Consider the following 12,588-nt stretch of genomic DNA (forward strand, 5'->3'; position numbering starts at 1 on the left):
CCGAGGTCGAGCCGGTCGGCGATTTCTGGGAGGCCGAACCGGAACATCAAGACTATCTGGAGAAGCGGCCCGGCGGCTATACCTGTCACTTCCCCCGTCCCGGCTGGGTGCTTCCACAGCGCCAAAAGGCTGGCGATGTGCAGCCTGCGGCCGACACCGCAGCGGAATAGTCTTCACTGACGTTGCCGCTGCGCCGCTCGGGTTCGCACTCTTCTTGACCGTGTCGTCAAACGACGCGGTCATCGGACCCCGCATTGATGAGGTGGTCATTTGAGTCAGCCGCCGTCGTAGCAACAGGATCGCAGAATTATGCCAGACCTCTCATCATTTCCGGTCACGCAGCGCTGGCCGGCCTCTCATACCGACCGCCTGCAATTGTACGCCGCGCCAACGCCCAATGGCGTCAAAGCCTCGATCATGCTGGAGGAGACTGGCCTAGCGTACGAGCCCCACCTGATCGACATCTCGAACAACGAGTCGAAGGACCCAGCGTTCGTCTCGTTAAACCCGAACGGCCGCATACCGGCGATCATCGATCCGGCGGGCCCGGACGGCAACCCCATTGCCGTTTGGGAATCCGGTGCGATCCTTATCTACCTGGCCGACAAGACGGGCCAGTTCATTCCGAGTTCACCCGCCCAACGTTACGAAACCTTGGCCTGGGTATTCTTCCAGGTGTCGGCCATCGGGCCGATCTTCGGTCAGCTTGGCTTTTTCCTGCGGTGGGGCGGTAAGGACTATGAGGACAAACGGCCTCGGCAGCGCTTTGTCGATGAATCCAAGCGTCTCCTCGGCATCCTGGATCGCCAACTGGAAGGCCGTGATTGGCTCGTCGACGACTATTCGATTGCGGACATCGCGACGCTCGGCTGGGTGAATGCGCTGGTTGAACTCTACGCTGCTGGCGACATCCTTAGCCTCAGCGACTATTCGAACATCCAGAAATGGCTCGGCCGTGGCTTGGCTCGACCGGCAGTGCAGCGTGGCCTGCAAATCCCTGCGAGGTCGGCATGAGCGTCATCGCCGCCTACTATTACAACGAAGGCAAGCGAATCCGGGAAATCGCGATCGACGAGCGCGTCCAACTCGACAAGGGTCGCTCGGGTTTCTGCTGGATCGCTCTTCTGGATCCCACCGCCGACGAACTTCACGCGCTTCAGGCGACGTATCACCTCCATCCGTTGGCAATCGATAACGCGATGCACCCGCTGTGCCCGCCCAGGCTCGACGTCTACAACGGCGAGCTATACATCGTCGCGCAGACTGCCGAACTGGTCGGCGACCGGATCAGCTACGGCAAGATGGCGATCTTCACCGGTCACAATCATCTCATCAGCGTGCGGCACGGCAACGCCGGAGCGCTAGGCAAACTTCGGGAGCAACTCGAGGCTTCGCCGGCGCTCTTCGGAAAGGGTGTCGACTACGTGCTGCACGCGATCTTGCACCGTATCGTCGACCAGTATCTGCCCATCTTCGAAATGATCGAGGATGACGTCCTCGCGATGGAGAAACGGTCGTTAGACGATTTTCTCGGACGGGCAGAAGTCGCCCGCATCTTCGGGCTGAGGGCCGAACTCACGCGCTTCCAACGCACGCTCGGCGCTATGGCCGAACTGGTCAGAAAACTCGTCCGCGGGCATTTCCCCTGCATCAGCGCCGAAGTGAGGCCGTACTTTAACGATGTCGCGGATCACGTCGATCGGGTGCAGTCAATGGTCGACGGCCTCCTTCAGGTCCTGTCTACAGTCTTTGAGGCCAGCAGCCTTTTGGAAGCACAAAGGATCGGGGTGATCACCCGTCAGCTTGCCGCTTGGGCGGCAATACTCGCAGTCCCGACGGCGATCGCTGGAATATACGGCATGAACTTCAAGCATATGCCGGAACTGGACACGGCCTACGGATACTTCGTCGTACTCGGGGTGATGGCGATATCCTGCCTTTTCCTGTTTGTGCGCTTCAAGATGGCCAAGTGGCTGTGAATACCGCGTCTCGCAAAACTCGCCGTCATCCGACCGGTCACAGCGCGCCCGACGCCGGGGCGGGCTCAATACGACACCAAGCATAGGTGCAGCCGTGACATCCCAAGTGACCGACGTTCTAGAAACAGTGCAGTCCTTCGTCGCCAAGGGCTACAACCGCGAGTACCGCGTCAAAGACGGCAATCTCGTCGATCTCGATCTCGGATCAACACTGGACCCTTGCGCCCTTCGCATCGACGCGGCGTTACGCCTCGAAAGCGGGAGTGACGCAGAAGACGCCTCCAACATCTACGCGATCACCGATCCAGCGACAGGGCACAAGGGCCTGTTGATCGACGCGTTCGACGTATTCGACGAAATGTGTCACCGCGACCTCTCTGAGCGCCTCGTAGCGCATCGGGAAACAGTCCCGCAGGTGACCAGGATGTGCCGAGCAAGCACGGACTGCGCAAAGTCTACAAGAGCGAGTTTGACCGCGATCCCGAGCGTTACGTTGTGCGGCAGGGCTTTCCAGACTTCCCAGCATGCCCCTTCGGCGGAGCCTTCAGCATTCTCGGCTTCGATACCGCCGAGCGGTCATATGTCTGGCTCGTCACAAGCATCATCCGAGATTCACGGCTGATTAGAATTCCTTATCAGGGAGAGGACGTCATCAGCGATGAATAGCAGGATCAGCGAGCCCCTGTGGTCCCCTCCCGAAGAGGTCGCGGACCAGTCTACCGGATATTTGTATTATCGAAACATAACGAGGTGATTTATGGATTGGAATAAAGACCATATTCGGGAAACTATGCTTTCGCTGGAAACTGCAGCCTTGCATAGCGCTCGCGACAATTATCTGGATTATGTCTCCACCGCTCGGCTCGATCGGAGCGAACCGATCGAAAACGACGAACTAGCTCAGGCCGAGGTCGCAAGCGACTTCGCCGAAGCGCTCGATGACACGCTCCATGACTATGCTGATAAACTCGAAAAACTCAGGACGATCGATTTCGGTCCCAAGTTGGCCGTCAACGAAGGCGCAGTCGTCAAGCTGTCTGGCCGCCACTTTGTGATCGCGGTGTCAACGAGCAAGTTCACCTGTCAGGGGCGTGAGCTCATGGGCATTTCCACGATGGCGCCGATCTTCGAAGCAATCGAGGGTGCCCGAGCCGGGGAGACCGTGCAGTTCAACGGACGGGATCTCACAGTAGAAGACGTAGAATAAGGCACCCCACCGCCGCCCACACTAATGCCGAACGTCCTGGGTCTTTCCTTGCATGCATATCATCGTATCGAGAGATCCCGTGATCATCGGCGTGCTCGGACAACGGGCGCCGGCCTTGGCCTGGTTTGGGGGACTCGGCTGCCTGCGTGTGACGGCCAGCACCGCCAGGATGATGAGCAACGCCGCCGCATAAAGGAACAAGCCGCCTGGACCTACGATAGCCATCGCCGCTCCCCCGATGAGGGGGCCCGCGGCTGTCCCGATCCCGTTGAGTAGCAGAAGCCCGCGCGCGGTGCCCAGTAGCCGACTGGCCGGAAGATCGTCGTTCGCGACCGCGAGGCACAACGAATAGATCGGTATGCCAAAGCCACCAAAAAGAGCACCCGCCGCGAGGAGCAGGGGCAGAGGTGCTTCCGCGGCCATCGCTACGCCGACGGCAGCCGCCGCGGACGCCAGTGCCGCACCGGCGATGACAAGATTTCGGGACACTCGATCCGAAAGCCAGCCGAGTGGCCACTGCAACGCCAGCGTTCCACCAAGAACCGCAGCCATGAAGGCGGATATGCCGCCCACATCGAGTCCGATCCTCTGGCCAAAGTTTGGGCCCATGCCCCAGAAACCGCCTTGAAAGCCACGGCAAGGGATCAAAAACAACCAGGTATTTCTGGCGGAACGCAGTTCTGCACCGGAATTTATTGACAATTCTGGTGAGGCGGAAGGCGTCTATTTTTTGCCGCGTGAGCGGCGGCCTGGCGCGGCCTGAGCGCCGCACCGCAGTTTGCGGCCGGTTTTGGCCGGCAGCGAAATGCGGTGAACCTGACTGGATTTTGAGCCTGGTGATTCACCCATCGGCGCAGGTGACATGCAGAAAAGCGGCCCCCGAAGGGGCCGCTGAACTTAGCCTTTGTGGCGATCTTCGAGAGAGGACAAGCGATCCTCAACGCTGTGATAATGACCTGCGAGAAGGGTCATGATGTGGGTTATGCCGTCGATGCGGAGCGTCAGATCTTCGCGCATAGCTTTCATCTCACTGCGCATCTCTTGCAGCAGCCGGATCGTATGATTTTCCGGTTCATCGTTCATGGGCATCTCCTTTGCCTGAATATAAGTGATCTGACCGAGAAAATCGAGGCAGAACCGCCCCGCTCGGTCGGGAGCATTTGGACACGCGAGGTCAAGGACAGCCCGGGACGGGCTGCTTGCAAGGCCGCTGTAGGCGGCCGCCGTCCTTGAACCGTGTGGTAGAATGCAAAGACCGTGTGGGGTGGGGCTTGTCCGGCCCCGCCTGGAGGGCGGGTTAACAGCCGGACGCGATTGTTGGAGGGTTTTGGGCCCTGCCGCGAGCGGCAGCCCGGCGCGGGCTGAGCGCCGCACCGCTCTTTGTGGCCGGTCTTGACCGGCTGCGAAGAGGGGTGAACCTTCTGGGCAGAGGGAGACCCCGACTGTCGCCGGGGTCTTTGGTTTCAGGCTGCACCGGTTGCGATCTTGGCGATGGCTTCCAAGTGTTCGCGTTGGCCTTCGCCCCAGACTTTGGCGTAATGCTGAGCCATGGGATGCGCGCGGGCCTGATCCTCGTTCATGGTGAAGGGTTCAAGACGGAAAACGCGGCAAGGCAGATAGCAAATGACAGCGCGCCCCGCTCCGGGGATGCCATGCGAAAAGAACCAGAACCTGCCCCGCTCGATGCCACTGGTCGGCTTGAAGTATTCCCAGAGGCGAGGCTTGTTCAGGCCACCGCTGAAAATGGCGGTGCCACATCGCATGACGTTGAAGCTGCCACCGCTTGCGGTCTGCATCCCGAATTTGGTCGCATTGCAGCAACGCTCGCGGGTGCCATCTGGCATGATCACGAAATCCCCGATTTTGGGCGGGCCACTCGGTTCGGCGCGGGCGGCCTCGATCTGGACCAATTCAGCGCGGTTGCGGTCGTCCAGGTGGCCGTTATCCTCGGCAATGTCGATGAGGCGAGCGCCGATCAAATGCCGGACGATGGCGATTTTGCAGCCATGTTCGGAAACATGGGAATAGGTGCCCCCGGCACCGTTGATGGTTTCCAGTTCATAACGGAAGGCATCCGAACGGCCGGGGTTATCGACCTTCCAGTAGCGGCAAATCACATCGCTGCCCCATCCATTCATTTTGAAAATGGCATGGGTGGAGCCGTCTGCCTGCGGCTGGAACGACAGTTTCGGATGGTTCATCAGGTCATTGAAGCTAGACATGGGTTTTCCTTTTGCGGCGATGGCGGCGGGGTTGTTGCCCCCGTTCCGCCGTTGGGCTGCGCCTCGGCCAATCTGATCTGACCGAAACGCATGTTTCGGGCGGAACAGAGTGGGAGAGGGCGAAGCCCGACCCACGGGCCTGATCGGGCCTGTCATGGGGTCAGAGGCCGGGGGTGGAGCGGCCCGCAGCCCGGAGGGCGAGGACACGGCCCCGGTTTCTGACGACGCGCTTGCGCGGCGCTTGCCCCTTGACCGGCCCGATCAGGTCTGTTGGGCGGACGCGAAGAATATGAACATGGTGTCGGGGCAGGGGTGAGCGCGGGCCTTGGCCCGTGTCGATCCCCTGGCCCGGCCTGCTCTTGGTGGATGCGCGCCCATGGCGCGGATCTCGCTGCGCTGCTTCAGCAGTGGCCCGGCGCGGCCTGAGCGCCGCACCGCTCTTTGCGGCCGGTCTTGACCGGCGGCGAAGAGCGGTGAACCTTCTGGGGCAGAGGGATCGACCCCGGCTTTCGCCGGGATCGAGGGGCCTCATGCTGCGAGGACGGCTTGGCCTGCCTCTGCGGCGGCGGCGATGAAGTCGATGGCCTTTTGCGCGTCGGATGCGGCGCGGAAAATCAGGCGGTTGTCATTCGCCAAGGCTTCCAGCCAGCCTTTGACATAGGCGCCGGACTGTTCAAAGTCGGGCACAAGGCCAAGGGTGGCGCAGAGCATGCAAGCGCCGATTTCGGCCACCAGCTCTTCGTAGGCATAGGCCTTCCGGTCGCGGCCATTGGCGAAGCGGTCAAGGCGGGTGCGGTGGCCGGTCCAGTGGGTCGCTTCATGGGCAAGGGTGGCATAATAGGCGCCCGCGTCATGAAAGGTTGCAATCGGCGGCATGTGGATCAGGTCTTCGGTGATGTTATAGAAAGCCTGCGGACGGTCCGAAGTGACCATACGGGCGCCGGTGGCTGCGAAGTAATCTTCCAGGGCCGGATCGGATCGGGTGCCCAAGTCGCGGGCGGGCTGAGCGGGGCTGCGGTAGTATTCTTCAGGCAAGCCCTCAATCTGATCGGCATTGAAGACGCGATAGGCCCGGGCATAGGCGAAACGGCGTTCCTCGCCGTCTTCGCCTTCCTTCTCGACGGTGCCGTATTTGACCACGGTTGCAGACTTTTCGCCCTTGCGGACTTGGCCGCCGATTTCCTGCGCTTGCTTGTAGGTGAACCAATGGGCAGAGGCGTAGCCTTTGGCGCCGGCTTCCAGCCAGAGCATCAAGACATTGATCCCGCGATAGGGTTCACCGTTAGCGCGCAAGGGGAATGCAGCCCCGGCACTGTCGCCGGTCCACGGCTTGCGCCATGGCGGGGTGCCTGCTTCCATCGCGGCGATGATGGATTTGGTCACATGGTCATAAAGATCGAATTTGTCGGCCATTTGTGGCTCTCCAAGTTTGCGGTGAGCCTTGCCGTCGCCTCTGTGAAAATCGGGCGGTCTGGCAAGGGAGGGAAGCGAAGCGCACCCCTCTCTTGCCGGACTGCCTCCCGGCGAGGGCCGGAGGGGGGCCCGTCAATTGGAAAATCAAGCTGACAAGGGGGTGGAGCGGCCCGCAGCCGCAGGCGAGGACACGGCCCCGCAGGCAGCGCCGTATTTTCCGATAGACGGGGGAACCAGCGGTTCCCGGAACGGCCGCACCGCAGGGCGGCCCAAGGATGGCCGGGGCGTTCGGCTTGTCCGAATCCCCCGGCCTGGCGTGATCCTCGCGCGGGATGCGCGCGGGGATCTCTGTTTCGCGCCCTCTACGGGACAACGCAAAACGGCCCAGAGCGAATTGCCCTGAGCCGCATTCTTGCAAGTTGGCGCAGCAAATTAAGCGCGGATCGCCCGCGCAACCATATCTGGTGCCTGCTCTATCACCTTGAGGAACAGAATGGCGGCCCGATCTGGCTGCCTGCGCTTTTGCTCCCAGTCCTTGATGGTTCCGGGTGGCAAGCCATAACGTTCGGCAAACTTGGCTTGGGAAAGGTTCTGGCGCTTGCGGATTGCCGCTACGTCAATCGTTTCCGGGACATAGACCGCACCGGGTTCCAAGGTGCCCTCTGCGATAGCCAGCGCCTCGTGGGCACTTTGGATAAGCTCTTTTCCAAAGGTCATGCTTTATCCTTTCTGTTTCTGTAAGCCTCGGCCAGCTTAGGAAGAATGCGGGCCAATTCGTTTCGTTCGGCTTGCGAGAGGTTGGCCTTCTCGTTTTTACCGAAAATGGCGAGGGCAAAAACGGGAATATCTCCGCCCCCGAAGTAATGGATCGTGCGAAACCCTCCGCTCTTGCCTTGCCCTTCGCGGGCGTGGCGCAGCTTTCGGGCACCACCTGTTCCGCTCATCAAAGCCCCTGCCTCTGGATCTGCGGCAATCAGCGCGACAATCTCCAGAAGTTCTCTGTCGCTCAAACCACAGCGCTTGGCTTGTGCGAGAAATGTTGGAGTTTGGATCACGGTTTGCATGGATCATTTATACGGCAATGCCGCACATACGGCAAGCGAAATATACGGCATTGCCGGACATATTGTCCTTTCAAATCCTTACGAACCTGACAGATGAGAGGCGCTTTGCTCTGGCGGCGTCTTGGGCGGCCTCTTCCTCGATGCGCTGCGCGTCTTCCTGAGCAGCGCGGGCCTTTTGATCTGCGAAAGGATCGCCATGGCGTTGCAGGAAGAGCAGGGCGGCGGGGGTGAATGCGACCTCGTAAACCTCCCTTGAGAGGGCATTTCCGCACACCACTTTCCCGGCGAGGCCGCGCAAGGCGGTTTGCAGATAGGCCATTTGGAAGGTCGGGCGGTTCAACTCGATGGCCTCGAACCAGATTGTTGCGGCAGGATCAAAGCCTTGGCCCTCGATGGCATCGGCGGCGGCCAAGATCATGCCGCCTGCCCCTGCGGCGGGTTCCTGAATGGTCAGGAAGCCTTTGTCGCGAATCGCGGCGGCGGCATGGCCAAGGGACATTTCAGCCATGAGGCGCGAGACTTCATAGGGGGTGAAGAATTGGCCGAGTTTGGCATCGAGCGCGCCGATTTCGGCGGCGACAGCGCCGAGGAAATCGCGCTTGCCATGGGCCAGGGCCGAGGCGGCGATGGCGAGCAGTTCGGGCATGGCGCGCACATCTTCCTTGTTTCGGAAGCGGGCGACGCAAGCCATGTAATCGCTTTCGAGCTGGTCGGCCCGCTCGCGGGTCGTGGCGGTGGTCTTTGCGATGGCGCAGAAAGCCATTTCGCAGAAGGCGCGGAAAACCTCGATGCGGGTTTTGGAACGGTCAAATTCCGAGAGCCGCTTGAGAAAAGCGGTGACGTTCTGATCTGACATTTTGGGGAAACCCTTTGGCGGTTCCCCCCGCACCGTGGCGCGGGGGTGTTTTGCGTTTCGCGTTTCGTATTTGGTATTTCGCGTTTAGTATTCGGACGGCAAAAGCAGGGTCAGAACGCGCCGGGTTTTCTCAGGGTTTTCAGGCTCTTCGGAGCCGAATTGATAGTCTTCGTCGTAGAGGTCGATCTTCCAATAGACTTGGGTTTCGCAGACTTTGACGAGGCCAAAGGTATGATCGCCGTAAGGGTCGTTATCCTCGGTGAAAGTGTCGAAGGTTGCGACAGCGATTTGCAGCATGGCAAGGAAGGTGGGGCCTTCTGCCACGACGCCGGGGGTAATCAGGACTTTACCGGGAACGGTCGTGTTGATGCCGAGGATCAGCGCCGCGCGGAATTGGTTATTCTGCTTTGCGATGATGGCCGCCTTGATCGCCTCGGGATCGGCAGAGGGCTGCGGGGTGGTGATGTTTTGCAAGGCCATTTGTGGCTCTCCATGATTGCGGTGAGCCTTGCCGTCGCCTCTGTGAAAATCGGGCGGTCTGGCAAGGGAGGGAAGCGAAGCGCGCCCCTCTCTTGCCGGACTGCCTCCCGGCGAGGGCAGGAGGGGGTCCCGTCAACGTGAAAATCCAGCGGCCAAGGGGGTGGAGCGGCCCGCAGCCGAAGGCGAGGACACGGCCCCGCAGGCTGCGCCGCATTTTCTCGTTGATGGGGGAACCGGCGGTTCCCGGAATGGCCGCACCGGAGGGGCGGCCCAGGAAGAGCCGGGGCGTTCGGCTTGTCCGAAACCCCCGGCCAGGTGTGAGCCCCGCGCGGAAGGCGCGGGAATCTCAGTCCTTCAGGAGGATGCTGACGTGAGCGGCCCATTGCGGACGGTCGGCCTCGATCAGTGCTGCGGGGCCACATCTTCGCAAGCCGACGTTCAGCGGACACCGCAGCAAAGCTTCGGCTAAATTGGAAGTCCTATTGGTCGGTTCGGCCCGCCTTCGTCTAATTTGGCGCATACCCAGTGAACACGTTGACCGTTCGGCCTCGCCACACTTGAGACTTACAAACACATTCTTCGCCAGATCGAGCCCGACAGTGGTAATCTCCGACATGACCGCTCTCCTATGTGGATCCTCGCAGACCCACCTTGGCACACAGATGCCGTCGGGGGGCGGTCACATCATCAAAGCCGATGCACATCAAAGAATTGCAATCAATGGCTCATGAGCCTGGACACATTTGCTAAAAAATGAAGTCGATGGCGCGCAGATTCTGCCAGCTCACGTTCTGGATGGTCAGCGTATTTCCGCCGCCGAAATCGAAAACCGCCGAAGGTGCCGCGTCGCTGCTGGTCAAGAAGGCGCTAAGCGCTTTGAAATCCTTGATCGCTGCCGCGCGCGGGATGCCGTTCAGATCAATACGGTCCAGCGCGACTGGCGCTGCAACGCCGGTCTGGCCAAAATCACGCTTGCCCAACTGGAAATCGGAAATCACGTCCCGCCCGGTGCTGAGAATGAAGACATCCGCGCCGCCGCCACCGATGAGCGTATCATTCCCGGCCCCGCCATTCAGCGCGTCATTGCCGATCTCGCCCATCAGCGTGTCGCTGCCTCCATTGCCGAGCAATGTGTCATTGCCAGTGCCCCCGCGAAGGACATCGTTGCCCGCGCCGCGTGCCGCTCCAAGAAGAAAGTCGAAATCACCTTCCAGCAGATCGTTGCCAGCCCCGCCAAGGACCATGTCACGCCCGGCCCCGCCATAAAGCCGGTCATTGCCCTCGCCGCCCGAAACGGTATCGTTGCCACCGCTGCCGCCCAGCAGATTACCATCCTTGTTGCCGGTCAGCTTGTCGTTGCGGTCATGGCCATGGGCATTCTCGATCTCGCGGATTCTGTCCGAGCCCATGCCACCGCCTGTGACCGTTCCTCCGGCCAGGTTGATCACATAGCCGCTGGACATCTGGGTGGCGAGGAGCGAGTCGATGCCTTTGCCGCCGACGAGCATGTCATTGCCCTTTTCAGTGGTGAACATGTCACCACCGTCGCCGCCATAGAGCGTATCGTTGCCTTCCCCACCATAGAGCTGATCAAGGCCAGCGCCGCCTTCCAGCGTGTCGTTTCCGGCATCGCCATAATGCGTGTCATTGCCTGCACCGCCGCGCAGAAGGTCGCCTTCAGCGCCGCCATACAGCCTGTCTTCGCCACTGTCGCCGTTCAGCGTGTCACGGCCGACACCACCATACAGCTTGTCGGCATTGGCCCCGCCAAACAGCAAGTCGTTGCCAGCATCGCCGTTGAGCCGATCATTGCCATCGTCACCGTTAAGTCTATCTGCACCCAGCCCGCCATTCAGGCTGTCGTCGCCGGCATCGCCGTTGAACGTGTCGTCCTCGCTTCCGCCAAAGAGAAGGTCGGCGCCGAGGCCGCCGAAAAGCCGATCCTTGCCGATACCGCCGTAAAGCCGGTCCATATTGTCGCCGCCTGACAGAATATCGTCGCCAGTGCCGCCTTCCAGACTGTTTAGACCGTTATCGCCAGCGATGGTGTCGTTGAACCGGGTGCCTACAATATTCTCGACATTGCTGATCGTGTCGGTGCCGCCAAGGCCATCCTGCGCGGTGCCCTTGGCCAGCTCGACTTTTACCCCCTTGGTCACCGGCTGCAACAGACCGAAACTGACCGTGTCGATGCCAGCGCCGCCGTCGATGCGATCATCGCCTTCGCCGCCGTTCAGGACGTCGTTACCCAAGCCACCCAGCAGGGTATCACTCCCGCGACGGCCGAAGAATTCGTCATTGCCGGCCGACCCGCGGATCGTATCATTGCTGTGGGTGCCTACGATGCCCTCAATATCCTTGAAGGTCAGAGCCTGCCCGATCGAATTCTTGCCCGTGCCGGTTCCGAGGTGCACGTCGATGCCGCCCGCATTGTTCCAGTCGAGGAAATAGACCCGATCAAAGCCACCACCACCGTAGAAGCTGTCGGCACCGTGGTTGCTGCCCATCTCGTCATCGTTATCGCTGCCAATAAAGGTGTCTGCATAGGGCGAGCCTACAACCCTTTCGATATTGGTGAAGCGGTCAAACCCCTCGGCCCCCTTGTCGACAGTGCCAGCTGCAAAATCGATCACCGCGCCTCGGATGGTGTCCGAGTTGCTGTCCCGGTATCCGTAGATGATTGCGTAGGAAAGGACGTCATAGCCTCCCCGGCCATCGATTGTGTTGTTGCCGCCCGCAGGGTGGAACTCTTCCCAATAGCCGTTAATTTCGTCCAGTTCGCCACGATCACTGCCCCGGAAGGTGTCGTTGCTGTCGCCGCCCCAAAGCATCTCAATATTACGAACGGCACCCATAGTCGTCATATCGAGATCCGGGTCTCCGGACCAAGTCGACTTGCCGGTCCATTTGACCTCATAGCTGCCGAGCTGCAGGTCGATGATCGTGCTGACCATTTTGGGCCGGTAATAGTAAGTGGTGTTGCTGTTGGCTTCGACAAATTCTTTGGTTTCTCGATACAATTCGAACGAGAGGAAATTGTAGAGATCAAGATAGTCCCAGCCGTCACCACCGTCTAAAGTGTCACTTCCTAAACCCATTAAACCAAGAACGTCGTCGCCGCCGGCCGCGCTGACGAGATCATTGTCGTCCGCACCCCGATTGTAGAACGTGCCATCAGCTTGCGTAATGTAGTGGCCGTAAAAGAAATCCCTAACGTTGGTGCCGAACATCCTGTCCGCACCATCCTTATTGTAAAAATCCGCCATGTTGCACCTGCATTCCCCAAGTGGCGTGTCGTTTGAGGTGAAGATCGCCTGTATCCGAGCGCTAGACAAGGATTTTCTGCCGCAAGCGGCACCTGCGGTCG

At 60.3% G+C, this 12,588-nt stretch carries 14 protein-coding genes; 5 read left to right on the plus strand and 9 right to left on the minus strand.

Going from position 1 to position 12,588, the window contains the following annotated elements; genetic code table 11:
- From GBJ34_RS15220 to GBJ34_RS15240, 5 genes are all read left to right on the plus strand, one after another.
- Positions 1-170, plus strand: a 170-nt coding sequence (locus GBJ34_RS15220; protein WP_192931241.1) for a peptide-methionine (S)-S-oxide reductase, incomplete at its 5' end; no start/stop codon positions are given.
- 139 nt (positions 171-309) lie between these two features.
- Positions 310-1,014 (plus strand): glutathione S-transferase N-terminal domain-containing protein, encoded by a 705-nt coding sequence (locus GBJ34_RS15225; protein WP_028720650.1) that lies wholly within the window; start codon positions 310-312, stop codon positions 1,012-1,014.
- Positions 1,011-1,979 (plus strand): magnesium and cobalt transport protein CorA, encoded by a 969-nt coding sequence (locus tag GBJ34_RS15230; protein ID WP_028720649.1) that lies wholly within the window; start codon positions 1,011-1,013, stop codon positions 1,977-1,979. Before GBJ34_RS15225 ends, GBJ34_RS15230 begins: the two co-directional genes overlap by 4 nt.
- Before the next feature lie 106 nt (positions 1,980-2,085).
- On the plus strand, positions 2,086-2,601 hold the full coding sequence (locus GBJ34_RS15235; RefSeq protein WP_226341216.1) for a hypothetical protein: 516 nt from the start codon (positions 2,086-2,088) through the stop codon (positions 2,599-2,601).
- 135 nt (positions 2,602-2,736) lie between these two features.
- Entirely contained in the window at positions 2,737-3,186 is a 450-nt protein-coding gene (locus GBJ34_RS15240) for a hypothetical protein (protein ID WP_028720648.1), read from the plus strand.
- Between the two features lie 21 nt (positions 3,187-3,207).
- Here the strand turns inward: GBJ34_RS15240 and GBJ34_RS15245 are convergent, their stop codons facing one another.
- From GBJ34_RS15245 to GBJ34_RS15285, 9 genes are all read right to left on the minus strand, one after another.
- A complete protein-coding gene (locus GBJ34_RS15245) occupies positions 3,208-3,840 on the minus strand; it encodes an MFS transporter (protein ID WP_226341217.1) in 633 nt (210 codons plus the stop codon).
- A gap of 243 nt (positions 3,841-4,083) precedes the next feature.
- Entirely contained in the window at positions 4,084-4,269 is a 186-nt protein-coding gene (locus tag GBJ34_RS15250) for a hypothetical protein (RefSeq protein WP_151720061.1), read from the minus strand.
- Between the two features lie 380 nt (positions 4,270-4,649).
- On the minus strand, positions 4,650-5,564 hold the full coding sequence (locus GBJ34_RS15255) for a hypothetical protein (RefSeq protein WP_151720062.1): 915 nt from the start codon (positions 5,562-5,564) through the stop codon (positions 4,650-4,652).
- 372 nt (positions 5,565-5,936) lie between these two features.
- A complete protein-coding gene (locus tag GBJ34_RS15260) occupies positions 5,937-6,821 on the minus strand; it encodes an ArdC family protein (protein WP_151720063.1) in 885 nt (294 codons plus the stop codon).
- 432 nt (positions 6,822-7,253) lie between these two features.
- On the minus strand, positions 7,254-7,538 hold the full coding sequence (locus GBJ34_RS15265) for a helix-turn-helix domain-containing protein (protein ID WP_151720064.1): 285 nt from the start codon (positions 7,536-7,538) through the stop codon (positions 7,254-7,256).
- Positions 7,535-7,885: a type II toxin-antitoxin system RelE/ParE family toxin gene (locus tag GBJ34_RS15270; protein ID WP_151720065.1), complete on the minus strand. Its 351-nt coding sequence runs from the start codon at positions 7,883-7,885 to the stop codon at positions 7,535-7,537. Before GBJ34_RS15270 ends, GBJ34_RS15265 begins: the two co-directional genes overlap by 4 nt.
- Before the next feature lie 70 nt (positions 7,886-7,955).
- Positions 7,956-8,741, minus strand: coding sequence for an N-6 DNA methylase (locus GBJ34_RS15275; RefSeq protein WP_151720066.1), 786 nt, complete (start codon positions 8,739-8,741; stop codon positions 7,956-7,958).
- 84 nt (positions 8,742-8,825) lie between these two features.
- Positions 8,826-9,221, minus strand: a complete 396-nt coding sequence (locus tag GBJ34_RS15280) for a DUF3768 domain-containing protein (RefSeq protein WP_151720067.1) — start codon at positions 9,219-9,221, stop codon at positions 8,826-8,828.
- A 746-nt stretch (positions 9,222-9,967) separates the two neighbouring features.
- Positions 9,968-12,487 (minus strand): calcium-binding protein, encoded by a 2,520-nt coding sequence (locus GBJ34_RS15285; RefSeq protein ID WP_151720068.1) that lies wholly within the window; start codon positions 12,485-12,487, stop codon positions 9,968-9,970.
- Between the last annotated feature and the right edge of the window lie 101 nt (positions 12,488-12,588).

The sequence above is a fragment of the Gemmobacter serpentinus genome (assembly GCF_008973825.1).
Classification (GTDB): Bacteria; Pseudomonadota; Alphaproteobacteria; order Rhodobacterales; family Rhodobacteraceae; genus Gemmobacter; species Gemmobacter serpentinus.